At 69.9% G+C, this 23,616-nt stretch carries 18 protein-coding genes; 12 read left to right on the top strand and 6 right to left on the bottom strand.

The window, feature by feature from the left end; genetic code table 11:
• Positions 1-5 precede the first annotated feature (5 nt).
• The 4 genes from ACFRKB_RS13970 to mshC all read left to right on the top strand — a co-directional run bounded on the left by ACFRKB_RS13970 (position 6) and on the right by mshC (position 3,601).
• Positions 6-692: a histidine phosphatase family protein gene (locus ACFRKB_RS13970; protein ID WP_383105904.1), complete on the top strand. Its 687-nt coding sequence runs from the start codon at positions 6-8 to the stop codon at positions 690-692.
• 137 nt (positions 693-829) lie between these two features.
• Positions 830-1,420 carry a DUF3090 domain-containing protein gene (locus tag ACFRKB_RS13965; RefSeq protein ID WP_383105902.1) on the top strand — a complete coding sequence of 197 codons (591 nt, stop codon included), beginning with the start codon at positions 830-832 and terminating at the stop codon, positions 1,418-1,420.
• The gene (locus tag ACFRKB_RS13960; protein ID WP_383105900.1) at positions 1,384-2,211 is read left to right on the top strand and encodes an SCO1664 family protein; all 828 of its coding nucleotides are present in this window, start codon (positions 1,384-1,386) and stop codon (positions 2,209-2,211) included. Before ACFRKB_RS13965 ends, ACFRKB_RS13960 begins: the two co-directional genes overlap by 37 nt.
• Before the next feature lie 160 nt (positions 2,212-2,371).
• On the top strand, positions 2,372-3,601 hold the full coding sequence (gene mshC, locus ACFRKB_RS13955) for a cysteine--1-D-myo-inosityl 2-amino-2-deoxy-alpha-D-glucopyranoside ligase (RefSeq protein WP_383105898.1): 1,230 nt from the start codon (positions 2,372-2,374) through the stop codon (positions 3,599-3,601).
• Positions 3,602-3,690: 89 nt separating this feature from the next.
• On the opposite strand, the gene ACFRKB_RS13950 is transcribed toward mshC, so the two are convergent.
• On the bottom strand, positions 3,691-4,761 hold the full coding sequence (locus ACFRKB_RS13950; protein WP_383105896.1) for a PAC2 family protein: 1,071 nt from the start codon (positions 4,759-4,761) through the stop codon (positions 3,691-3,693).
• Between the two features lie 250 nt (positions 4,762-5,011).
• On the opposite strand from ACFRKB_RS13950, the gene ACFRKB_RS13945 reads away from it, so the two are divergent.
• From ACFRKB_RS13945 to ACFRKB_RS13925, 5 genes are read left to right on the top strand one after another with little or no spacing between them, the layout of a single operon-like run.
• A complete protein-coding gene (locus ACFRKB_RS13945) occupies positions 5,012-6,331 on the top strand; it encodes an enolase C-terminal domain-like protein (RefSeq protein ID WP_383105894.1) in 1,320 nt (439 codons plus the stop codon).
• Positions 6,328-7,119, top strand: coding sequence for an SDR family NAD(P)-dependent oxidoreductase (locus tag ACFRKB_RS13940; RefSeq protein ID WP_383105893.1), 792 nt, complete (start codon positions 6,328-6,330; stop codon positions 7,117-7,119). Before ACFRKB_RS13945 ends, ACFRKB_RS13940 begins: the two co-directional genes overlap by 4 nt.
• Positions 7,120-7,167: 48 nt before the next feature.
• Positions 7,168-8,241 (top strand): sugar ABC transporter substrate-binding protein, encoded by a 1,074-nt coding sequence (locus tag ACFRKB_RS13935; protein ID WP_383105891.1) that lies wholly within the window; start codon positions 7,168-7,170, stop codon positions 8,239-8,241.
• A 2-nt stretch (positions 8,242-8,243) separates the two neighbouring features.
• Complete coding sequence (locus ACFRKB_RS13930) at positions 8,244-9,788, top strand: sugar ABC transporter ATP-binding protein (protein WP_383105889.1); 1,545 nt, start codon at positions 8,244-8,246, stop codon at positions 9,786-9,788.
• Positions 9,785-10,813, top strand: coding sequence for an ABC transporter permease (locus ACFRKB_RS13925; protein WP_383105888.1), 1,029 nt, complete (start codon positions 9,785-9,787; stop codon positions 10,811-10,813). The genes ACFRKB_RS13930 and ACFRKB_RS13925 overlap by 4 nt, the downstream gene beginning before the upstream one ends.
• Positions 10,814-10,880: 67 nt before the next feature.
• Here ACFRKB_RS13925 and ACFRKB_RS13920 read toward each other — a convergent pair whose 3' ends face one another.
• From ACFRKB_RS13920 to ACFRKB_RS13900, 5 genes are all read right to left on the bottom strand, one after another.
• Positions 10,881-11,552: a FadR/GntR family transcriptional regulator gene (locus ACFRKB_RS13920; protein WP_365975233.1), complete on the bottom strand. Its 672-nt coding sequence runs from the start codon at positions 11,550-11,552 to the stop codon at positions 10,881-10,883.
• A gap of 120 nt (positions 11,553-11,672) precedes the next feature.
• Positions 11,673-13,283: a glycerol-3-phosphate dehydrogenase/oxidase gene (locus tag ACFRKB_RS13915; RefSeq protein ID WP_383105887.1), complete on the bottom strand. Its 1,611-nt coding sequence runs from the start codon at positions 13,281-13,283 to the stop codon at positions 11,673-11,675.
• A 92-nt stretch (positions 13,284-13,375) separates the two neighbouring features.
• Positions 13,376-14,923 carry a glycerol kinase GlpK gene (gene glpK / locus ACFRKB_RS13910; RefSeq protein ID WP_383105885.1) on the bottom strand — a complete coding sequence of 516 codons (1,548 nt, stop codon included), beginning with the start codon at positions 14,921-14,923 and terminating at the stop codon, positions 13,376-13,378.
• Between the two features lie 37 nt (positions 14,924-14,960).
• Positions 14,961-15,752 carry an MIP/aquaporin family protein gene (locus ACFRKB_RS13905; protein WP_383105883.1) on the bottom strand — a complete coding sequence of 264 codons (792 nt, stop codon included), beginning with the start codon at positions 15,750-15,752 and terminating at the stop codon, positions 14,961-14,963.
• Positions 15,753-15,975: 223 nt separating this feature from the next.
• The gene (locus tag ACFRKB_RS13900; protein WP_365975228.1) at positions 15,976-16,740 is read right to left on the bottom strand and encodes an IclR family transcriptional regulator; all 765 of its coding nucleotides are present in this window, start codon (positions 16,738-16,740) and stop codon (positions 15,976-15,978) included.
• 236 nt (positions 16,741-16,976) lie between these two features.
• On the opposite strand from ACFRKB_RS13900, the gene metH reads away from it, so the two are divergent.
• The 3 genes from metH (at position 16,977) to ACFRKB_RS13885 (ending at position 23,501) form a co-directional block, all read left to right on the top strand.
• Complete coding sequence (gene metH, locus ACFRKB_RS13895; RefSeq protein ID WP_383105881.1) at positions 16,977-20,486, top strand: methionine synthase; 3,510 nt, start codon at positions 16,977-16,979, stop codon at positions 20,484-20,486.
• Positions 20,487-20,687: 201 nt separating this feature from the next.
• Positions 20,688-21,389: an HAD family hydrolase gene (locus ACFRKB_RS13890; protein WP_383105880.1), complete on the top strand. Its 702-nt coding sequence runs from the start codon at positions 20,688-20,690 to the stop codon at positions 21,387-21,389.
• Between the two features lie 507 nt (positions 21,390-21,896).
• Complete coding sequence (locus tag ACFRKB_RS13885) at positions 21,897-23,501, top strand: ABC transporter substrate-binding protein (protein ID WP_383105878.1); 1,605 nt, start codon at positions 21,897-21,899, stop codon at positions 23,499-23,501.
• Positions 23,502-23,616: the final 115 nt, after the last annotated feature.

Genomic DNA, 23,616 nt, shown 5'->3' with positions numbered 1-23,616 from the left:
CGGGCATGGCCACGTTGATCCTCGTACGTCATGGACGGTCCACCGCCAACACCGCGGGGCTGCTCGCGGGCTGGACGCCGGGGGTCGCCCTCGACGAGCGCGGCGCCGAGCAGGCCGCGGCGCTTCCCGGGCGGCTGGCGCGGGTGCCGATCGCCGCCGTCGTCAGCAGCCCGTTGCAGCGCTGCCGGGAGACCCTTCAGCCGCTGCTGGACGCCCGGCCGGAGCTGGCGGTCCAGACCGACGACCGGATCGGGGAGTGCCACTACGGCGACTGGTCCGGCCGCAAGCTCGCCGAACTGGCCGACGAGCCGCTGATGACGGTCGTGCAGCAGCATCCCTCCGCCGCCGTCTTCCCCGGGGGCGAGTCGTTGCGCGCGATGCAGGCACGCGCTGTGGAGGCCGTACGGGAGTGGAACGCGCGCGTCGAGGAGGAGCACGGCGAGGACGCCGCCTTCCTGATGTGCTCGCACGGGGACATCATCAAGGCGCTCGTGGCGGACGCCCTGGGCATGCATCTGGATCTCTTCCAGCGGATCCATGTGGACCCCTGCTCGGTCACGGCGGTCCGCTACACCCGGCTGCGCCCCTTCGTGCTGCGCCTCGGCGACACCGGCGATCTCACCGGGCTCGCGCCGCGCGAGAACACCGGCGGTGGCGGCGGCGTCGTGGGAGGCGGAGCGGGAGCACCGTGATCGCTCCGCGCAGTAGGGTGGACGCGCCGTCCGCGAGATCCAGGGCTACCCGGGACCCGCGGCCCGCCCATCGCGATTCCCGGCTCATTGCCAAGACCGATGTGCCGTAACCGACGATTTCCAAGGGAGATCAGGACGTGTCCCGTCAGGTGTTCCTCTACGACCCGCCGGACCGCTTCGTGGCCGGTACGGTCGGGCTGCCTGGACGCCGTACGTTCTTCCTGCAGGCTTCCGCCGCAGGGCGCGTCACCAGCGTCGCCCTGGAGAAGACCCAGGTGGCCGCGCTCGCCGAGCGGATCGATGAACTGCTCGACGAGGTCGTACGCCGTACCGGCGGCAATGCCCCCGTACCCGCCGTGGCGCCCTCCGACGTCTCCGACTCCGCGCCCCTCGACGCTCCGGTCGAGGAGGAGTTCCGGGTCGGCACGATGGCGCTGGCCTGGGACGGCGACGAGCAGCGCATGATCGTCGAGGCGCAGGCGCTCGTCGAGCTGGACGCCGATACCGACGAGGACCTGGCCGAGGCCGAGGAGCGACTGCTCCAGGACGAGGAGAACGGCCCGCCGATGCTCCGCGTCCGGCTGACCGGCGTTCAGGCCAGGGCGTTCGCCAAGCGCGCTCTGGACGTGGTCAACGCCGGCCGCCCGCCGTGCCCGCTGTGCAGCCTGCCGCTCGATCCGGAAGGACACGTATGCCCGCGCCAGAACGGATACCGCCGCGGAGCGTGACGGCGGTCGATCTCCTCGCCAAGGGCGAGCTGAAGGTGCTCGGGCGTATCCGCGAGGCCTCCAACGCGGTGCTCTACTGCTCCGTCTCGTACGAGGGCGAGGAGGCGCACTGCGTCTACAAACCCGTCGCGGGCGAGCGGCCCCTGTGGGACTTCCCCGACGGCACGCTGGCCCAGCGCGAGGTGGCGGCGTACGAGGTCTCGGAGGCGACCGGCTGGGGGCTGGTGCCCCCGACCGTGCTGCGGGACGGTCCCTACGGCGAGGGCATGTGCCAGCTGTGGATCGAGGCGGACACGGACGGGGCCGCGGCGCCGCTGCTGGCCCTCGTCGAGGAGGAGGAGCCGGGCGAGGGCTGGAAGACGGTCGGTCTCGCACAAGTGGGCGAGGACGAGACCGCCCTGCTGGTGCACGCGGACGACGAGCGGCTGCGGCGCCTCGCCGTGCTCGACGCGGTGATCAACAACGGCGACCGCAAGGGCGGCCATCTGCTGCCCGCGCCCGAGGGCCGGCTGTACGCCATCGACCACGGCGTCACCTTCAACGTCGAGGACAAGCTGCGCACCCTGCTGTGGGGCTGGGCGGGCGAGCCCCTGCCGGAGCAGACGCTGGAGGTGCTCGGCAGGCTGGAGGAGGCCCTGATGGAGGGCGCGCCCCTCGCCACCCGGCTGGCCGAACTGCTCACCGTGGCCGAGACCGACGCCATCAGGTCGCGTGTGGGTGAACTCCGCCACACGGGCCGCCATCCGGAGCCGTCCGGCCAGTGGCCCGCGATCCCCTGGCCACCGGTCTGACCACGGCAGGGACCGGCACAGGCAGGGACGGAACGACCTCGGGCGCGGTATGAGCCGGGAGGCACCGAGCACCTCGCGGCGGATCACGCAAGAGCGCCCAACCGGCCAGTACCACCCATCCGGTTCGTATGCGGAACATCCATCCGGTTACGCTCGTGACATGCATGCCTGGCCCGCTTCCGAGGTCCCCGCCCTGCCTGGCAAGGGCCGCGACCTCAGGATTCACGACACCGCGACCGATGGCCGAGTGACCCTTGAGCCCGGTCCCGTCGCCCGTATCTATGTCTGCGGCATCACGCCGTACGACGCGACCCACATGGGTCACGCGGCGACCTACAACGCGTTCGACCTCGTTCAGCGCGTGTGGCTCGACACCAAGCGGCAGGTTCACTACGTCCAGAACGTGACCGATGTCGACGATCCGCTGCTGGAGCGGGCACAGCGCGACGGAGAGGACTGGGTCGGGCTCGCGGAGCGCGAGACGGCGCTCTTCCGGGAGGACATGACCGCCCTTCGGATGCTGCCGCCCCAGCACTACATCGGCGCCGTGGAGGCGATACCGGGCATCGTGCCGCTGGTGGAGCGGCTGCGCGACGCGGGGGCGGCGTACGAGCTGGACGGTGACGTCTACTTCTCGGTCGAGGCCGATCCGCACTTCGGTGAGGTCTCACGCCTCGACGCCGAAACGATGCGGCTGCTCTCCGCCGAGCGCGGCGGCGACCCCGACCGGCCCGGCAAGAAGAACCCCCTCGACCCGATCCTCTGGCTGGCCGCGCGTCCGGGCGAGCCGAGCTGGGACGGGGGCAGTCTGGGCCGCGGCCGGCCCGGCTGGCACATCGAGTGCGTCGCCATCGCCCTGGACCATCTGGGCATGGGCTTCGACGTCCAGGGCGGCGGCAGCGATCTGGCCTTCCCGCACCATGAGATGGGCGCCTCGCACGCGCAGGCGCTGACCGGCGAATTCCCGTTCGCCCGGGCCTATGTGCACGCCGGAATGGTCGCCCTGGACGGCGAGAAGATGTCCAAGTCCAAGGGCAATCTGGTCTTCGTCTCGACGCTGCGCCGCGAGGGCGTGGACCCGGCGGCGATCCGGCTCGCGCTCCTCGCGCACCACTACCGCTCCGACTGGGAGTGGACCGACCAGGTGCTCCAGGACGCCGTGGCGCGGCTGGCGCGCTGGCGGGCCGCGGTGTCGCGGCCCGACGGGCCCTCGGCCGAGGCGGTGGTGGACGAGATCCGTGAGGCGCTGGCGGACGATCTGGACGCCCCCGCGGCGCTCACGGCCGTCGACCGCTGGGCGGCGCTCCAGGAGACCACGGGCGGAACGGACGAGGGCGCGCCCGGAGTGGTGTCCCGCGCGGTCGACGCGCTGCTCGGCGTCGCGCTGTAGTCGTTGGTCACGGGAGCGGGGCGGTGCCAGGTAGGCGCCGCCCCGCTCCCGTATGTCCCTGTCTTCCCTGAGAGCCGCCTGAGACCCGCTCAGTCCTCAGCCGGACCGGCCGGACCGTCGTCGTCCTCGGGGCCTGTGTCCCCGTCAGGACCGGCGCCCGGCAGGGGGCCTGAGCCCCGCTCGGGTCCGGGCCCCTTGCCCGTGTCCGGGCCGCCGCGCGGCGGTTTCTGCGGGCGGCGCCGGCCACCCGGCGTGTCGCGCAGATAGGGCGGGCCCTCACCGCTCTCCGACGCATGGCTTCCCGGACCCTGGCCGGGATCGCCGTCACGCCGCCGCAGATACCGCTCGAACTCCCGGGCGATGGCCTCGCCGGACGCCTCGGGAAGCTCCGCGGTGTCCCGCGCCTCCTCCAGCGACTGCACGTACTCCGCCACCTCGCTGTCCTCGGCGGCCAGTTGGTCCACCCCCAGCTGCCAGGCCCGTGCGTCCTCGGCCAGTTCACCCTGCGGGATACGGAGACCGATGAGGTCCTCCAGCCGGTTGAGCAGTGCCAGCGTGGCCTTCGGGTTGGGCGGCTGCGAGACGTAGTGCGGCACGGCGGCCCACAGACTCACCGCGGGCACCCCCGCGTGCGTACAGGCCTCCTGGAGGATGCCGACGATGCCGGTCGGCCCCTCGTACCGGGTCTCCTCCAGGTCCATCGTCCTGGCCAGGTCCGTGTCGGAGGTGACCCCGCTGACCGGCACCGGCCGGGTGTGCGGGGTGTCGCCGAGCAGCGCGCCCAGGATGACCACCATCTCCACGCCCAGCTCATGGGCGAAGCCCAGCAGCTCGTTGCAGAACGAGCGCCAGCGCATGGACGGCTCGATCCCGCGGACCAGCACCAGATCCCGGGGCTTCTCACCGCCGACCCGCACCACGGAGAGCCGGGTGGTCGGCCAGGTGATCTTCCGCAGGCCGCCCTCCATATAGACCGTGGGCCGGTTGACCTGGAAGTCGTAGTAGTCCTCGGCGTCCAGCGCCGCGAACACCTCGCCCTTCCACTCCCGGTCCAGATGCGCCACCGCGGTGGAGGCCGCGTCGCCCGCGTCGTTCCAGCCCTCGAACGCGGCCACCATGACCGGGTCGACCAGCTCGGGAACCCCGTCGAGCTCGATCACCCAGTGCCTCCTTCCGAAGTTCCCTCTCGTACGCACCAACCTTACGGCTTCACCCCTGCCCGTCCGCAGCCCGCGCACGGCCGGGTGAACTTCGCCGTACCGGGGCATAGCCGAGAAGACCGCGATCCCGCATCAACGATTCATCCGAGCTGTGATCGTATTTTTCGTCCCGGCCCTGGACGTTCGGCCGCCCACGACGCTATACATCGGATGACCAAAAGAGATCCGATGTTCTTCTCAAGGGGCGTGTATGAGTCAGACCGTCACGGGATTCGAGGTTCACGACATCCGCTTTCCCACCTCGGAACAGCTCGACGGCTCCGACGCCATGAACCCGGATCCCGATTACTCGGCCGCCTATGTGGTCCTGCGTACCGACGACGGCGCGGAAGGGCATGGCTTCAGCTTCACCATCGGGCGCGGCAATGACGTCACCGCGGCGGCCATCGGGGCGCTGCGTCCCTATGTCGTCGGGCGCCCGGCCCCCCGCACCCCGGCCGATCTCGCCGCGCTCTCCACCGAGCTGACCCATGACTCGCAACTGCGCTGGCTCGGCCCGGAGAAGGGCGTGATGCACATGGCTGCGGGCGCCGTCATCAACGCGGCCTGGGATCTCGCGGCCAGGAGCGCGGGCAGACCCGTCTGGGAGTTCCTCGCCGGGATGACGCCGGAAGAGATCGTCTCGCTCGTCGACTTCCGCTATCTGACCGACGCCCTCACCCCGGACGAGGCGCTCGACATCCTGCGCGCCGCGGAGCCGGGGCGCGCCGAGCGCACCGCCCGGCTGCGGGCCGAGGGTTACCCCGCGTACACCACCTCGCCCGGCTGGCTCGGCTACGACGACGCCAAGCTGGTGACGCTCGCCGAGCAGGCGGTCGCCGACGGCTTCGAACAGATCAAGCTGAAGGTCGGCGGCGATCTGGACGACGACATCCGCCGGATGAAGCTGGCCCGCGCCGCCGTCGGTCCCGACATCCGGATCGCCGTCGACGCCAACCAGCGCTGGGACGTGGCCGAGGCGCTGCGCCGGCTGTCGGCCCTCGCGCCGTACGAACCGCACTGGATCGAGGAGCCGACCAGCCCCGACGACATCCTCGGCCACGCCGCGATCCGGGCCGGCCAGCCGGTCAAGGTGGCCACCGGCGAGCATGTCGCCAACCGGGTGGTCTTCAAGCAACTGCTCCAGGCCGGCGCCGTCGACTACGTCCAGATCGACGCGGCCCGGGTCGCCGGCGTCAACGAGAATCTGGCGATCCTGCTGCTCGCGGCCAAGTTCGGCGTGCCCGTCTGCCCGCACGCGGGCGGGGTCGGGCTCTGCGAACTCGTCCAGCATCTCTCGATGTTCGACTACATCGCCGTCTCCGGCAGCCTGGAGGGCCGGGTCATCGAGTACGTCGACCATCTCCACGAGCACTTCGCCGACCCGGCGGTGGTCGTCTCCGCACGCTATCGGGCACCGAGCGCACCTGGCTTCTCCGCCCGGATGCTCCCCGAGTCCATCGCCGCGCACAGCTACCCCGACGGGCCCGTCTGGCAGGCCCGTCGCACCACCGAGGAGGCCGGCGCATGACCGTCGCCGAGGCAGCACAGATACGGGATTTCGAAGGGCTCGGCGCGCTGGTGACCGGCGGCGCCTCGGGGATCGGGGCGGCCGTTGCGACGCTGCTGCTCGCGCGCGGCGCCAGGGTCGCCGTCATGGACCGCGACTGCGCCGGAGCGCCCGCAGGAACGCTGGCCCTCACCGCCGATGTCACCGACGACACGGCGGTACGGACGGCCGTGGACGCGGCGGCCGAGGAGTTCGGCGGGCTGCACACGGTCGTCTCCAACGCGGGGATCGGCGCCATCGGCACCGTCGTGGACAACCCCGACGAGGAGTGGCTGCGGGTCCTCGACATCAATGTCCTCGGCATGGTCCGCACCGCCCGGCACGCCCTGCCCCATCTGCGCCGCTCGGCAGCCGAGCGGCCCGGCTGCGTCTCCATCACCCAGACCTGCTCCATCGCCGCGACCGCGGGGCTGCCCCAGCGCGCCCTGTACAGCGCCAGCAAGGGCGCGGTCCTCTCGCTGACCCTGGCGATGGCCGCCGACCATGTCCGCGAGGGCATCCGCGTCAACTGCGTCAACCCCGGTACCGCCGATACGCCCTGGGTCGGCCGACTGCTCGACCGGGCCCAGGACCCCGCGGCCGAACGCGCCGCCCTCGAAGCGCGCCAGCCCACGGGACGGCTGGTCGGCGCGGACGAGGTCGCCGCCGCCGTCGCCTATCTCGCCTGCCCGGCCGCCGCCGCCGTCACCGGCACGGCGCTCGCGGTCGACGGCGGAATGCAGGGCCTGCGCCTGCGCCCCGCCACCTGAGCCGAGCCGTACTCACGCCTGTATGAGGGACAAAGGACGGGACACACCATGCAGCGACACCCCGTGGGGCGCCCCCCACTCCGCAGACTCCGTACGACGAGCGCCTCGGCCTGCGCCGTGCTCCTGGCCGTGACCGCCCTGGCGGGCTGCAACCGCGACCAGGGCAGCGACGCGGCCGGCGGCGGCAAGGTCGGTATCGACCTGCCGCGCAGCGACAGCGACTTCTGGAACTCCTATCAGCAGTACGTCGAGCAGGGCGTCAAGGACGGTGAGGTCGACGCGCTCTCCCTGACCAACTCGCAGAACGACATCGGCAAGCTCGTCTCCAATGTCCAGGTCTTCACCGACCAGGGCGCCAAGGCCGTCGTCATGGCACCGCAGGACACCGGTGCGATCGCCGAGACGCTCCAGACGCTGAGCGAGAAGAAGATCCCCGTCATCAGCGTCGACACCCGGCCCGACAAGGGCGATGTCTACATGGTCGTACGGGCCGACAACCGCGCGTACGGCGAGAAGGCCTGTACGTACCTGGGCGAGCAGCTCAAGGGCAAGGGCAAGGTCGTCGAGTTCCAGGGCGACCTCTCCTCCATCAACGGCCGTGACCGTTCCGAGGCGTTCAAGTCCTGCATGGACCAGAAGTACCCCGGTATCACGGTCTTCGAGCTGGCCACCGAGTGGAAGGGCGATGTGGCCTCGGCGAAGCTCCAGTCGACCCTGGCCGCCCACCCCGACATCAACGGCATCTACATGCAGGCGGGCGGCGTCTTCCTCCAGCCGACCCTGGCCCTGCTGGAGCAGAAGAAACTGCTCAAGGCGCCCGGCGAGGCGGGGCACATCACGATCATCTCCAATGACGGCATCCCCGAGGAGCTGGACGCGATCCGGGAGGGGAAGATCGACGCCACGGTCTCCCAGCCGGCCGACCTGTACGCCAAGTACGCGCTGTACTGGGCGAAGCAGGCGCTCGCGGGCACCACGCCCAAGGCCGGCCCGACCGACCACGACTCCACCATCATCAAGATCCCGAACGGCTTCGAGGACCAGCTCCCCGCGCCGCTGGTGACCAAGGAGAACGTGGACGACCCGAAGCTCTGGGCCAACCAGCTGGAGAAGAAGAGCTAGCCATGGAACAGCAGCAGCGGGCCCCCGCCGCGGTCCACGCGGAAGGCATCGTCAAGCGCTTCGGTCCCACCGTGGCGCTCGACGGTGTCCGGCTCACCGTACGGCCGGGCGAGTCCCACGCGCTCGTCGGCCGCAATGGCGCGGGCAAGTCCACCCTGGTCAGCGTGCTCACCGGGCTGCACCGGCCGGACGCGGGAGAGGTGACCTTCGGCGGCGAGCCCGCGCCCGCCTTCGGGGACACCACCGCCTGGCAGTCCAAGGTCGCCTGCGTCTACCAGAAGTCGATGGTCGTACCCGATCTGACCGTCGCCGAGAACCTGTTCCTCAACGACTACGGAGTCAGGGGCACCGGATCCGGCGCGCGCCGCCTGATCAGCTGGCGGGGGCTGCGCCGGCAGGCGCGCGACCTGCTGGCCGGGTACGGGGTGGACGTCGACCCCGACGCCCGTGCCAAGGATCTCCCCGTCGAGCAGCGGCAGTTCGTCGAGATCGCGCGGGCGCTGTCCTTCGGCGCCCGGCTCATCATCCTGGACGAGCCCACGGCGCAGCTCGACGCGCGCGGTATCCAGCGGCTCTTCGACAAGCTGCGCGAACTGCGCGGCCAGGGCGTGGCGTTCCTCTTCATCTCCCACCATCTCCAGGAGGTGTACGAACTGTGCACCACCGTCACGGTCTACCGGGACGCCCGCCATGTGCTGACGGCCCCGGTCGCCGAGCTGTCCAAGGCGGAGCTGGTCACGGCGATGACCGGCGAGTCCGCGGGGACGGTCACCGCCTGGCACGCCGCGCACGCGGCGGACCCGCCGGACGCGGCGGCCGAGCCCGTACTGAAGGCCGAAGCGCTGGCGCTGGACGGTGAGTTCGAGCCACTGGATCTCGCCGTGCGGCCCGGTGAGGTGCTCGGCCTGGCCGGAGCCGCGGCCAGCGGCAACACCGCGCTCGGCGAGACGCTCGCCGGGATGCGCACGGCGACCTCGGGACGGATCTCCGTACGCGGCCGTACGGTGAAGCCGGGCAGCGTGCCGCACGCGCTGGACGCGGGTATCGGCTACATCCCCGAGGACCGGCACCGCCAGGGGCTCGTCCTGGACCGCAGCGTCGCCGAGAACGCCACGCTCACGGTCACCGACCAGCTCGGCCCGTGGGGGACCGTACTGCCCTCCAGGACCAGGGAGTTCGCCCGGGGCATGATCGAGTCGCTGGACATCAAGACCCAGGGTCCCGAGCAGCCGGTCTCGGGGCTGTCCGGCGGCAATCAGCAGAAGGTCGTCGTCGCCCGCGCCCTGGCGCGCGGACCCAGCGCGCTGATCGCCCTGCGGCCCACCGCGGGCGTCGACGTCAAATCGAAGGACTCGCTGCTCGGCGTGGTGCGCCGGGTGGCGGACGAGGGCAGCGCCGCCGTGATCGTCTCGGACGAGCTGGACGATCTGCGGGTCTGCGACCGGGTACTCGCCCTGTTCCACGGGCGCGTGGTGGCTTCGTTCGGAAGTGGGTGGACCGACCGGGAACTGGTCGCCGCCATGGAAGGTGTGGGGGAGCGGGAATGACCGAGACGATGCGTCCGCCGGTGGCCGAGGAGGCCGACGGCGCGAGCCCGCTGAACCGGCTCCGGCTCATCCGGTGGAGCGACTTCTCCCTGGTGCCGGTGATCCTGGTGCTGATGGTGATCGGCTTCATCGTCTCGCCGGTCTTCCTCACCTCCAGCAATCTGATCAGCGTCGTCCAGCAGTCCTCCGAGCTGAGTCTGCTGGTGCTCGGCCAGGCGCTGATCCTGATCTGCGGCCGGATGGATCTGTCGCTGGAGTCGACGATCGGGATCGCGCCGGTCATCGCCATGTGGCTGGTACTGCCCTCCGAGGGCGGCCGGTTCGCCGGGCTCGACCTGCTGCCGGTCTGGCTGGCCATCCCCGCCTGTCTGCTGGTCGGCATGGCCATCGGCGTGGTCAACGGCTTCCTGATGCTGAAGCTGCGCGTCAACGGCTTCATCGCCACCCTGGGCATGCTCACCATGCTGCGCGGCCTCCATATCGGTATCACCGAGGGCAAGTCGATCACCGATGTCCCTGAGTCCTTCCGGTACTTGGGCAAGACCGACTGGCTGGGCGCCCCCGCCGCCGTCTGGATCTGTCTGGCGCTGTTCGCGATCGGCGGCGCGGCGCTGGCCTGGCTGCGGCACGGCCGTTCGCTGTACGCCATCGGCGGCAACCCGGAGGCGGCCCGTGCCGCCGGGATCCGGGTGGACCGGATCACCTGGATCGTGCTGGCCGTCGGCGGGCTGCTCGCGGCCTTCGCGGGCATCCTCTACACCGGCCACTACGGCTCGGTCGCGGCCACCCAGGGCAATGGCTGGATCTTCCAGGTCTTCGCCGCCGCGGTGATCGGAGGCATCAGCCTGAAGGGCGGGCGCGGCACGCTCTTCGGGGCGCTGACGGGCGTGCTGACCCTTCAGCTGGTGGTCAATGTGATGACGCTCGGGGGTGTGCCCGCGCTCTGGAACCAGTTCCTGAACGGCGCGATCATCATCGTCGCGCTGGTCATCTCGCGCTTCGCGAGCGGCGAGAAGCAGGACTGACCCTCCGGGGCGACTGAATCTCGCGGCGACTGACCCTCCGGGGCGCGAACGCCCCGGAGGCCGGTCCTCAGAGGGTGGATCTCAGCCACATCTCCACGCTGGCGATATGGACGGTCGCCCAGGACCGGGCCGCTTCGGCGTCCCGGTCCCTGAGCGCCGCCAGGATCGCCCGGTGCTCGTGGAGCGTACGGCTGACCGCGTCCTCCTGGGTCAGTCCGCGCCAGATCCTGGCCCGGGTGGTGGGCCCGGAGAGCCCGTCCAGGAGCGAGCAGAGCACCGAATTGCCCGACGACTGCACGATTCCCCGGTGGAACTCCAGATCGGCGGCGACCAGCTGCTCCACCGAGGGCCGCTCTCCCAGCGCGTCCAACTGGTCGCTCAACGCGTCCAGTTCGGCCTCGGTTATCCGCGTGCTCGCCAGCGCGGTGGCGGCCGGCTCCAGGATGCGCCGTACGGCCAGGAACTCCAGCACCGTGTCGTCCCGGTGGAAGTCCACGACAAAGCTGAGCGCCTCCAGCAGCAGCTGCGGATCGAGGCTGGTGACGTATGTGCCGTCACCCTGCCGTACGTCGAGGATGCGGATCAGCGACAGGGCGCGCACCGCCTCGCGCAGCGAGTTGCGGGACAGCCCCAGCTCGGCGGCGAGTTCGCTCTCCTTGGGGAGCCGGTCGCCCGGGCGCAGCGCGCCGGAGACGATCATTCCCTTGATCTTCTCGATGGCCTCGTCGGTGACAGCCATGGGGCGACCTCCATACATCCGATGTATCGGCCCCCATTATGCGTCCTGGGACGCCGAGGAGGGGCACTCCCGGCAGGGAGCGCCCCTCGGCTCGTACGCATGTGCCCGTAGCCCCGCTTCTCAGCTCCGCTCGCGGAGCAGCGTCCCGACCCGGTGGCGGATGTCCTCCGTGTCCAGACCGCGGATCGTCAGGGTCGTACGGCGGCGCAGTACGTCGTCCACCGTCTCGGCCCACTCGTGGTCCCGGGCGTAGACGACCTGCGCCCAGATCTCCGGGGCGTCCGGATGGATCCGCTCGCCCAGCGCCGGGTGCTCGTTCGCCAGCCGGACGATGTCGAAGGCCAGCGAGCCGTAGTGGGTGGCGAGATGGCGGGCGGTGTCCACCGCCATCGACGGGCCCGTACCGCCGCCGTCGATCAGCAGCCGGTGGGCGACCGCGTTCGGGCTGGCGATCCCGGGCAGCGGCAGCTTCTTGGGCAGCCGGGACACCGGCTCCATGCCCTGGCCGAGCGGATGGCCCGGCAGGGACTCCAGCTTGGCAAGCACCGTACGGCCGATATGGCGGAAGGTCGTCCACTTGCCGCCGGCGACCGACAGCATGCCGCCGCGGCCCTCGGTCACCACGGTCTCGCGCTTGGCCTTGGAGGTGTCGCCGGGACCGCCGGGCAGCACTCGCAGTCCCGCGAAGGAATAGGTGATCAGATCGCGGGTCAGCTGCTGGTCACGGACCGAGAACGCCGCCTCGTCCAGGATCTGGTGGATGTCCTTCTCGTTGACCGCCACCTCCCCGGGCTCGCCCTCGTACTCCTCGTCCGTCGTGCCGAGCAGCAGCATGTCCTCCCAGGGGAGGGCGAAGGTGATGCGGTACTTGTCTATCGGGGTCGCGAGCGCGGCCTTCCACGGGGCGGTGCGCCTGAGCACCAGATGCGCGCCCTTGGAGAGCCGGATGGAGGGCGCCGCGTCCGGGTTCTCCATCTTCCGCAGATGGTCGACCCAGGGACCGGTGGCGTTGAGTACGAGCCGGGCGTCGACGCCGAACTCCGTACCGTCCATCCGGTCCCTGAGCTCGGCGCCGGTCACCCGCCCCTGAGTGAAGCGCAATCCGGTGACCTCGGCGTGGTTGAGGACGGTGGCGCCCGAGTCGACGGCGGCGCGGACCGTCATCAGCGCCATCCGCGCGTCGTTCATCTGGTCGTCGCCGTAGACGGCCACGGCCTTCAGCTGGTCCGTACGCAGCTCGGGCACCGCCCGCCGCGCCTTGGCCGGGCTGATCACATGGCCGACACCGTCCCCGAACGCGGAGAGCGCCGAATAGGCGAAGACGCCCGCGCCGAGCTTCGCCGCGCCGTGCGGCCCGCCCTTGTAGACCGGCAGATAGAAGGTGAGCGGATTGGCCAGATGCGGTGCCACCTGCCGGGACACCGCACGGCGCTCGAAGTGGTTCTCCGCCACCAGCTTCACCGCGCCGGTCTGCAGATAGCGCAGCCCGCCGTGGAGGAGCTTCGAGGAGGCGGAGGAGGTGGCGCCGGCGAAGTCGCCGCCGTCCACCAGGGCCACCCGCAGTCCCGACTGGGAGGCGTGCCAGGCGGTGGAGATGCCCAGAATGCCGCCGCCGATCACCAGGAGGTCGTACGTCGCGTTGGACAGTTGATCCCGGGTCTCGGCGCGGGTCGGCAGGGAACCGCCGGCCGGGTGCGTCCCCAGTGCGGGAACGCGCTGCAGGGTGCTCATTCTTCACTCCTCTTCGGATCTCACCGGCTCACCGGCCTGACCGGGCCCAGGCCCTGTCCGGACCTGGTGGGACCTGGTCGGCCGACGGCCGGTCAGCTGTCGTCGTCGAGCCAGCCCATGGTGCGGTCGACGGCCTTGAGCCAGTTCTTGTACTCACGGGCGCGGGTGTCCGCGTCCATCCGGGGCGTCCACTCCGCCGCCCGGCGCCAGTTGGCGCGCAGCACGTCGGTGTTCGGCCAGAAGCCCACGGCGAGTCCCGCGGCGTAGGCGGCGCCGAGGCAGGTCGTCTCGGCGACCATCGGGCGCACCACGGGCGCGTCGAGGACGTCGGCGAGCGTCTGCATCAGCAGATTGTTGGAGGTCATTCCGCCGTCGACCTTGAGCGCGGTCAGTTCGACACCGGAGTCCTTCGTCATCGCGTCACTGATCTCACGGGTCTGCCAGGCCGTGGCCTCCAGGACCGCGCGGGCGATGTGCGCCTTGGTCACGTAACGGGTCAGACCGGCGATCACGCCCCGGGCGTCGGCGCGCCAGTGCGGTGCGAAGAGCCCCGAGAAGGCGGGGACGAAGTACGCGCCGCCGTTGTCCTCGACCGAGGACGCCAGGGTCTCGATCTCGGCCGCGGAGTTGATCAGGCCCATCTGGTCGCGCATCCACTGCACGAGCGCGCCGGTGATGGCGATCGAGCCCTCCAGCGCGTACACCGCCGGTTCGTCACCGATCCGGTAACCGACCGTCGTCAGCAGGCCGTTGTACGAGTTGACCGGCTTGTGCGCGGTGTTCATCAGCATGAACGTGCCGGTGCCGTACGTCGACTTGGCCTCGCCCTCGGCGAAACAGGTCTGGCCGAACAGCGCCGCCTGCTGGTCACCGAGCGCCGAGGCGACCGGAATGCCGTCCAGCGCACCGCCCTTGGCGTTCCCGTACACCTCGGCGGAGGAGCGGATCTCCGGCAGGATCGCGGCCGGGACCTCCATGGAGTCCAGGATCTTCGGGTCCCACGCCATGGTGTGCAGGTTCATCAGCATCGTGCGGGAGGCGTTGGTGACGTCCGTGACATGCACCCCGCCGTCGGTGCCGCCGGTCAGATTCCAGATGACCCAGGAATCCATGGTGCCGAAGAGGATGTCGCCGCGCTCGGCGCGCTCGCGCAGCCCCTCGACATTGTCGAGCAGCCAGCGGGCCTTCGGCCCCGCGAAGTAGCTCGCCAGCGGCAGGCCCGTCTCGCGGCGGAAGCGGTCCTGGCCGACATTGCGGCCGAGTTCGCGGCAGAGCGCGTCGGTGCGGGTGTCCTGCCAGACGATGGCGTTGTGGACGGGCTCGCCGGTGTTCTTGTCCCAGAGCAGGGTGGTCTCGCGCTGGTTGGTGATGCCGATCGCCTTCACATCGGCGGAGGTGATGCCCGCCTTCTCGATGGCACCGGCCACGACTTCCTGGACGTTCGTCCAGATCTCCGCGGCGTTGTGTTCCACCCAGCCGGGCCGGGGAAAGATCTGCTCGTGCTCCTTCTGGTCGACCGCGACGATACGGCCGTCCCGGTCGAAGACGATGCAGCGGCTGGAGGTGGTGCCCTGGTCGATGGCCGCGATGAACGGCCCCGTCCCGTGGGAGGAGGTTCCGGTGGTGGTGGTGTCGCTCACGGTGTCTGCTCCTGTTCGATGCGGGGGTGAAGGGGGCTTACACGAGGACCCAGTTGTAGTAACCGCCCGCCAGCGCGCCGCCGATCAGGGGCGCGACCACCGGGATCCAGGCGTACGTCCAGTCGGAGCCGCCCTTGTTCGGCAGCGGCAGGAGCGCGTGCACGATACGGGGGCCGAGGTCCCGGGCCGGGTTGATGGCGTAACCGGTGGGGCCGCCCAGCGAGAGACCGATGCCCACCACGACGAACGAGGTGATCAGCACACCGAGCGTGCCGAGGCCGTTGCCCGCGTTGTTCAGGCCCTGTGTGAGGATCGCGATGACCAGGACGAAGGTGGCGATGATCTCCGTCAGTACGTTCTGCAGTGGGTTCCGCACCTCGGGTCCGGTGGAGAAGACGCCGAGCACGGGACCCGCGTCGGGCGCCGTCTTCTGGTCCACGAGCCCTTCGACCGCGGGCTGCGCCGCGAGGATCTCCGGGTCGGTCAGATGAGCCTTGAACTGGCCCATGTAGGCCACCCACACCAGGAAGGCGCCGATCATCGCGCCCAGCATCTGGGAGCCGACATAGAGCGGGACATCGCCCCACTTGATGCCGCCCTCGATCGCGAGACCGATCGTGACCGCGGGGTTGAGCAGGGCGCCGGAGATGGGGGCGGACAGATACGCGCCGACCATGACGGCGAAGCCCCAGCCGAAGCTGATGGCGACCCAGCCCGCGTTGAGAGCCTTGGAACGCTTGAGAACGACGCCTGCGACCACGCCGCCACCGAGGAGGATCAGCAGGGCGGTGCCCGTGACCTCACCTATGAAGATGTCGAAGTTGGACACCCGAGACTCCTTCGTCCAGGGAAAGACAAACCGCCGGCTCACACCAGTGGTCCGCGCCCTCGGGCGAGGGCTACCGGCCCTTGGCGTTGTCACACACTAACTTGTATTGCCGGTAAGTGTTCGACAATGCCGACCGTTGAACGGCAGTTTTGTCCTGTGGTGCAGCGTCGTCAAGGGTTCAGTGGCCGAAACCTCGATCAGTACCGATGATCCGGCATACGGTTCAAAACCGCCCGGCGCCGATGTCCCTGGACACCGCGCGGGCGCATTCACGGACCGCCGCGACCAGCTCGGAGCGGAGTTCGCCGGCCGGGCAGAGCCGCTCGACCGCGCCGGTGATGGCGATGGCGCCCACCGGCATCCGCCGCCGGTCGTGAATGGGGGCGGCCACCGCCGCCACGCCCTCCCAGGTCTCCTCGATGTCCGCGGCCCAGCCGCGCGCCCTGACCAGATCGAGCACCGATTCGAACTCCGCCAGACCGGTGATCGTCCGCGGTGTGAAGTCCTTGCGGTCGCCCTCCACCGCCTCGGTGTGCGCCACCGGGTCGTAGGCCGAGAGCACCTTCCCCAGCGCGGTGGAGTGCAGCGGCTGCATGGCGCCCACCTCAAGCACCTGCCGGCTGTCGTCCGGGCGGAAGACATGGTGGACGATCAGGACGCCCTGCTGGTGCACGACCCCCAGATGAACGCTCTCACCGCTGGACCTGGCCAGATCGTCCGTCCAGACCAGGGCGCGCGAGCGCAGCTCGTGCACGTCCAGATAGCTGTTGCCGAGGCGCAGCAGCTCGGCCCCCAGCTGGTAGCGGCCCGAGGCGGCGTCCTGTTCGACGAAGCCCTCGGCCTGGAGGGTGCGCAGGATGCCGTGCGCGGTGCCCTTGGCCAGCCCGACCGCGGAGGCGATCTCGGACAGGCCGAGCCGGCGCTCGCCGCCCGCGAGCAGCCGCAGCATCGCCGCCGCCCGCTCCAGCGACTGGATGTTCTTCGCCATCGGACCCGGACCTCCACTACGTTCGACAATGCTGAACACTATCGGTCGATGCCGACCTTCTCTCTCCATCGAGAGGATCTGTCAAGACCGCGCGCCCCGGATCTTCCCGTGGAAAGGATGCCGTCCGCCCGCTGGGATGCCGCACCGGAACGCGGCGCACCCGGCTACGCTGGCCGGGTGCGCCCCCCGACAGGTGGCGCAAAGCCGACAGCCGTCGCAGCCCCGGGAGTATTTTCATGGCCTCGTCGCCGAGCCCCTCCACCGACAGCCGGACCCGTATCGAAGCCCTTCGTGAGGCGCTCGCCACCCGTGTGGTGGTCGCCGACGGCGCGATGGGCACGATGCTCCAGGCGCAGGACCCCACCCTTGAGGACTTCCAGGACCTCGAAGGCTGCAACGAGGTCCTCAACATCACGCGCCCGGACATCGTCCGCAACGTGCACAAGGAGTACTTCGCGGTCGGCGTGGACTGCGTGGAGACGAACACCTTCGGCGCCAACCACTCGGCGGCGAACGAGTACGACATCGCCCACCGGATCGTGGAACTGTCCGAGGCCGGCGCCCGCATCGCCCGTGAGGTCGCCGACGAGTTCACCGCCGAGGACGGCCGCCAGCGCTGGGTGCTCGGCTCGGTGGGCCCCGGCACCAAGCTGCCCTCGCTCGGCCACATCGCGTACGACGTCCTGCGCGACGGCTACCAGCGGAACGCCGAGGGCCTGCTCGCCGGGGGCGCCGACGCCCTGATCGTGGAGACCACGCAGGACCTCCTCCAGACCAAATCGAGCCTCATCGGTGCCCGCCGCGCGATGGACGCGCTTGGCGTGAACGTGCCGCTGATCTGTTCGCTCGCCTTCGAGACGACGGGCGTCATGCTGCTCGGCTCCGAGATCGGCGCCGCGCTCACCGCCCTGGAACCGCTCGGCATCGACCTCATCGGCCTCAACTGCTCCACCGGCCCGGCCGAGATGAGCGAGCACCTGCGCTACCTGGCCCGCCACTCGCGTACGCCGCTGATGTGCATGCCGAACGCCGGCCTGCCCGTACTGACCAAGGACGGCGCCCACTTCCCCCTCGACCCGGAGGGCCTGGCGGAGGCCCAGGAAGCGTTCGTCAACGACTACGGGCTGTCCCTGATCGGCGGCTGCTGCGGTACGACGCCCGAGCATCTGCGGCAGGTGGTCGAGCGGGCCCGCGAGCTCACCCCCGCCGTCCGCGAGCCGCGTCCCGAGCCCGGCGCCGCCTCGCTCTACCAGACCGTGCCGTTCCGCCAGGACACCTCGTACCTGGCCATCGGCGAGCGGACGAACGCCAACGGGTCGAAGAAGTTCCGCGAGGCCATGCTGGAGGGCCGCTGGGACGACTGTGTGGAGATGGCCCGCGACCAGATCCGCGAGGGCGCGCACATGCTCGACCTCTGTGTCGACTACGTGGGCCGCGACGGCGTCGCCGACATGAAGGAGCTGGCCGGCCGGTTCGCCACCGCCTCCACCCTCCCCATCGTCCTGGACTCCACCGAGCTGCCCGTGCTGCGGGCCGGTCTGGAGATGCTCGGCGGACGCGCCGTCATCAACTCGGTCAACTACGAGGACGGCGACGGGCCCGAGTCCCGCTTCACCAAGGTCACCGAACTCGCCGTCGAGCACGGTGCCGCCCTGATCGCGCTCACCATCGACGAGGAGGGCCAGGCCCGCACCGTCGAGAACAAGGTCGCCATCGCCGAACGCCTCATCGCCGACCTCACCGGCAACTGGGGGGTGAACGAGTCCGACATCCTGATCGACGTTCTGACCTTCACCATCTGCACCGGCCAGGAGGAGTCCCGGGGCGACGGCATCGCCACCATCGGGGCGATCCGCGAGCTCAAGAAGCGCCACCCGGACGTACAGACCACCCTCGGCCTGTCCAACATCTCCTTCGGCCTCAACCCGGCCGCCCGTATCGTCCTGAACTCGGTCTTCCTCGACGAGTGCGTCAAGGCCGGACTCGACTCGGCGATCGTGCACGCCTCCAAGATCCTGCCCATCGCCCGGCTGGAGGAAGAGCAGGTCAAGGCCGCCCTGGACCTCGTCTACGACCGGCGGGCCGAGGGCTACGACCCCCTCCAGAAGCTGATGGCGCTCTTCGAGGGCGTCAACATGAAGTCGATGAAGGCGGGCCGTGCCGAGGAACTCCTCGCCCTGCCGCTGGACGAGCGCCTCCAGCGCCGCATCATCGACGGCGAGAAGAACGGCCTGGAGGCCGACCTCGACGAGGCCCTTCAGGACACCCCGGCCCTCGACATCGTCAACAACACGCTGCTCGAAGGCATGAAGGTGGTCGGCGAGCTGTTCGGCTCCGGCCAGATGCAGCTGCCGTTCGTGCTCCAGTCCGCCGAGGTCATGAAGTCCGCGGTGGCCTACCTGGAGCCGCACATGGAGAAAACCGATGACGAGGGCAAGGGCACCATCGTGCTCGCCACCGTCCGGGGCGACGTCCATGACATCGGCAAGAACCTCGTCGACATCATCCTCTCCAACAACGGCTACAACGTCGTCAACCTGGGCATCAAGCAGCCCGTCTCCGCGATCCTGGAGGCCGCCGAGGAGCACCGGGCGGATGTCATCGGCATGTCCGGTCTGCTGGTGAAGTCGACCGTGATCATGAAGGAGAACCTGGAAGAGCTCAATCAGCGGCAGATGGCCGCCGATTACCCGGTGATCCTCGGTGGCGCGGCGCTGACCCGGGCCTATGTCGAGCAGGATCTGCACGAGATCTACGAGGGCGAAGTCCGCTACGCGCGCGACGCGTTCGAGGGACTGCGGCTGATGGACGCCCTGATCTCCGTCAAGCGCGGCGTCCCCGGCGCCGTCCTGCCCGAGCTGAAGCAGCGCCGGGTCAAGGCCAGGCCCCGGACGGAGGCCGAGGAGCGGCCGGAGGAGGGCGCGGCACGCTCGGACGTCGCCGTCGACAACCCCGTCCCGACGCCGCCGTTCTGGGGCACCCGCGTGGTCAAGGGCATCCAGCTCAAGGAGTACGCGTCCTGGCTGGACGAGGGCGCGCTCTTCAAGGGCCAGTGGGGGCTGAAGGAGGCCCGCAAGGGCGGCCCCAGCTACGAGGAGCTGGTGGAGAGCGAGGGCCGGCCCCGGCTGCGTGGCTGGCTGGAGCAGCTGCACACCCAGAACATGCTGGAAGCCGCCGTCGTCTACGGCTACTTCCCCTGCGTGTCCAAGGGCGACGACCTGATCCTGCTGAACGACGACGGTTCCGAGCGCACCCGCTTCACCTTCCCGCGCCAGCGCCGTGGCCGCCGCCTCTGCCTGGCGGACTTCTTCCGCCCGGAGGAGTCCGGCGAGACGGATGTGGTCGGCCTCCAGGTCGTCACCGTCGGCTCGAAGATCGGTGAGGCGACCGCGGAGCTGTTCGAGGCCAACTCCTACCGCGACTATCTGGAGCTGCACGGGCTCTCCGTCCAGCTCGCCGAGGCGCTCGCCGAGTACTGGCACGCCCGGGTCCGCTCCGAGCTGGGCTTCGCCGGCGAGGACCCGTCCGAGGTCGAGGACATGTTCGCCCTGAAGTACCGGGGCGCCCGCTTCTCGCTCGGCTATGGCGCCTGCCCCGATCTGGAGGACCGGGCGAAGATCGCGGAGCTGCTGGAGCCGGAGCGGATCGGCGTCCAGCTCTCGGAGGAGTTCCAGCTCCACCCCGAGCAGTCCACCGACGCCATCGTGATCCACCACCCCGAGGCGAAGTACTTCAACGCTCGCTGAGGTCCGGCCCCCACAGCGGTCCCTGAGACCGCCGCCGCCGCGCCCGCGCCGGGCCCTCGGTTCCCCTCCGCGGGGCCGACCGGCGCGAGCGGCGGAGGAGTCGTACACTTATCGGTCCAGTGCAGGCCGGTCGCCTGTCCCGGAGGGGCAACCCCGCGGGCAAGGTGACCGGCCTTCTCGTCCCTCATGGAGGTGTGCCGGATGACCAGTACGGTCCCCGCGTCCCTGACCCGAATGGCCGATGGCTCCGCCCTCCAGGCCGTCCTTCTCGACATGGACGGCACCCTGGTCGACACCGAGGGATTCTGGTGGGAGGCCGAGGTGGAGGTCTTCAAGGCCCTCGGGCACGTCCTCGACGAGACCTGGCGCGAAGTGGTGGTCGGCGGGCCCATGACCCGCAGCGCGAGCTTCCTCATCGAGGCCACCGGCGCCGCCATCACCCTCGCCGAGCTGACCGTACTGCTCAACGACACCTTCGAGGACCGGATCGGGCGCGACCTGCCCCTGATGCCCGGCGCGAACCGGCTGCTCACCGAACTGGCCGCCCACGAGGTGCCCACCGCCCTGGTCTCCGCCTCGCACCGGCGCATCATCGACCGGGTGCTGGCCTCCCTCGGCCCCGAGAACTTCACGCTCACCGTGGCGGGCGACGAGGTGCCCCGTACCAAGCCGCACCCCGACCCGTATCTGCTCGCCGCGCGGGGCCTGGGCGCCGATCCGGCGCGCTGCGCCGTCATCGAGGACACGGCCACCGGTGTGGCCGCCGCCGAGGCCGCCGGCTGCCGGGTGGTCGCCGTACCCTCCGTCGCGCCGATCGCCCCGGCGGCCGGCCGGACGATCGTCGGCTCGCTCGAAGAGGTCGATCTGGTATTCCTCCACCGTTTGATGACACACGGACACTGAACCGCGTACTCAGCGTCGCGACGGAATGCCGAACGGAAACTCTCGGCATTGGCGCGGATATTTTCCGTGACCTTCACCGACCGCAATCCTGGGCGCTCTCAAACACCGTGGAAGTGACCTTTATCACGCGCCTGCGCGTCGACAGGGGAGAGCGGGGCTGATCCAAACCGCTCCGAGGTGGGGTTCCCTGTGCCCTTGTGTCCCGGTTTATAGACCGGTGTGTGAATCATTCCGCGGCCCGGATATCCACGCGCCGCTATTTCCGATCACTGTGTGATTACGTTTCAGATCGGGCCCGGTCCGGCATTCCCGGAGCCTCCGACTAATCTCGTCGCGAGCACTTCGCCGCTTCAACGACGTGTCCCGACGACTCACCAAGTCGCCACGCACACAGGACCGATCGCCCTGTATCCCGGCCCGATCGCATCTGCCCCGAACGGGTGGGCGCGGCGGAGTCTCCCATTTGCACCGCTGTATCTCAGTGCCGGATGAGGGAGTACGTCCAGGATGAACCGCAAGACTTTGGCGCTGTCGGCCGTGATCGGCCTGCTTGCGCCCGTGCTCGCCGGTTGCGGTGGCTCGGACGGTGGCTCCGGCGGCGAGGCCATTGTCGTGGGCACCACGGACCAGTACATCGCGACGGACGAGGCCATCGCCCCGCTGGACCCGGCCGCCGCGTACGACACCGGTTCCTGGAACGTCCTCCGCCAGACCATCCAGACGCTGATGCACGTCCCGCGCGGTGGCGGCAAGCCGACCCCGGACGCCGCCTCCAAGTGCGCGTTCACGGACCGGGCGAACGAGAGCTACCGCTGCACGCTGCGCGAGGGGCTGAAGTTCGCCGGCGGCGACCCCATCACGGCCGACGATGTGAAGTACTCCCTTGAGCGAGTCCTGAAGATCAACGACCCCAGCGGTGTGGCCGGTCTGCTGACCAACATCGACACGATGGAGAGCGACGGCGCCCGCGAGATCGTCTTCCATCTCAAGACGCCCGACGCGACCTTCCCGTACAAGCTTTCCACGCCGCCGGCCGGCATCGTCAGCAAGAAGGACTACGAGCCGACGAAGCTCCGCAAGGGCTTCGACGTGTCCGGCTCCGGCCCGTACACCTTCAAGGCGGAGGTCAAGGGTGACACCGTCACCAAGGCGACCTTCACCAAGAACGCCGACTACACGGGCGATCTGAACATCCAGAACAACAAGGTCGAGCTGCAGCCCTTCAAGGACGCGGACGACATGGGCAAGGCGCTCGACGACGGCGACATCGACGTGATGACCCGCGCCATGACGCCCGAGCAGGTCAAGACGATGGTCGAGAATCCCAAGGAAGGCATCCAGCTCACCGAGATGCCGGGTCTGGAGATCCGTTACCTCGGCTTCGACACCGACGCCCCCACGGTCAAGGAGAAGGCCGTCCGCCAGGCCATGGCGTACACCATCGACCGCGGCGACCTGGTCACCAAGGTGTACGGCGGGGTGGCCGAGCCGCTGTACTCGCTCATCCCGTCGAGCATCGCCACGCACACCAACTCGTTCTTCAACAAGTACGGCGACCGCAACCTCCCCAAGGCCGCCGCCCTGCTGGAGAACGCCGGGATCCAAACCCCCGTGAAGCTTTCGCTGAACTACACCACCGATCACTACGGCGAGGCGACGGCGAAGGAGTTCGAGACCCTCAAGGACCAGCTCAACAGCAGCAAGCTGTTCGACGTCTCCATCAAGGGCGAGGAGTGGAAGAGCTTCCGTCCGAACCAGATCAAGGGTGACTACTCGGTCTACGGCATGGGATGGTTCCCCGACTTCCCGGACCCGGACAGCTATGTCGCGCCCTTCCTGGACAAGGACAACTTCCTCAACACGCCCTACAACAACGCCAGACTGCGCGGTGAGCTGATTCCGCAGTCGCGCCGTGAGGCCGACCGCAGCGCCGCGACGAAGACCTTCAGCCAGATCCAGGACATCGTCGCCGACGACGTGCCGGTGCTGCCGCTCTGGCAGGGCAAGCAGTACGTCGCCTCGCGCGATGACATCGCGGGTGTGGAGTGGGCGGTCAACTCCTCGGCGGAACTGCTCCTCTGGGAGCTCCGCCGCGGCCCCGGCGCGTCCTGACCTCCCGGACCACCGGAACATCCCGAACAGCGGTCCGGGCGCGGGGGGGGGGGCCCCCCCCGCCGGCCCGGGGCGGGGCGGGGGCCCCCCCCCCCCCAGGGGGGCCCGGGGGCCC

The sequence above is a fragment of the Streptomyces scopuliridis genome, from assembly GCF_042790125.1.
Classification (GTDB): Bacteria; Actinomycetota; Actinomycetes; order Streptomycetales; family Streptomycetaceae; genus Streptomyces; species Streptomyces scopuliridis_A.
Note: the sequence above shows the minus strand (reverse complement) of the source record. Positions and strands in the feature narration are given on the sequence as shown.

Excerpts from the sequence above, each read along its gene's own strand:
- ACFRKB_RS13970 (WP_383105904.1), top strand. The coding sequence starts at position 6 with ATGGCCACGTTGATCCTCGTACGTCATGGACGGTCCACCGCCAACACC.
- ACFRKB_RS13960 (WP_383105900.1), top strand. The coding sequence starts at position 1,384 with ATGCCCGCGCCAGAACGGATACCGCCGCGGAGCGTGACGGCGGTCGAT.
- mshC (WP_383105898.1), top strand. The coding sequence starts at position 2,372 with ATGCATGCCTGGCCCGCTTCCGAGGTCCCCGCCCTGCCTGGCAAGGGC.
- ACFRKB_RS13945 (WP_383105894.1), top strand. The coding sequence starts at position 5,012 with ATGAGTCAGACCGTCACGGGATTCGAGGTTCACGACATCCGCTTTCCC.
- ACFRKB_RS13940 (WP_383105893.1), top strand. The coding sequence starts at position 6,328 with ATGACCGTCGCCGAGGCAGCACAGATACGGGATTTCGAAGGGCTCGGC.
- ACFRKB_RS13935 (WP_383105891.1), top strand. The coding sequence starts at position 7,168 with ATGCAGCGACACCCCGTGGGGCGCCCCCCACTCCGCAGACTCCGTACG.
- ACFRKB_RS13930 (WP_383105889.1), top strand. The coding sequence starts at position 8,244 with ATGGAACAGCAGCAGCGGGCCCCCGCCGCGGTCCACGCGGAAGGCATC.
- ACFRKB_RS13925 (WP_383105888.1), top strand. The coding sequence starts at position 9,785 with ATGACCGAGACGATGCGTCCGCCGGTGGCCGAGGAGGCCGACGGCGCG.
- ACFRKB_RS13920 (WP_365975233.1), bottom strand. The coding sequence starts at position 11,552 with ATGGCTGTCACCGACGAGGCCATCGAGAAGATCAAGGGAATGATCGTC.
- ACFRKB_RS13915 (WP_383105887.1), bottom strand. The coding sequence starts at position 13,283 with ATGAGCACCCTGCAGCGCGTTCCCGCACTGGGGACGCACCCGGCCGGC.
- ACFRKB_RS13900 (WP_365975228.1), bottom strand. The coding sequence starts at position 16,740 with ATGGCGAAGAACATCCAGTCGCTGGAGCGGGCGGCGGCGATGCTGCGG.
- metH (WP_383105881.1), top strand. The coding sequence starts at position 16,977 with ATGGCCTCGTCGCCGAGCCCCTCCACCGACAGCCGGACCCGTATCGAA.
- ACFRKB_RS13890 (WP_383105880.1), top strand. The coding sequence starts at position 20,688 with ATGACCAGTACGGTCCCCGCGTCCCTGACCCGAATGGCCGATGGCTCC.
- ACFRKB_RS13885 (WP_383105878.1), top strand. The coding sequence starts at position 21,897 with ATGAACCGCAAGACTTTGGCGCTGTCGGCCGTGATCGGCCTGCTTGCG.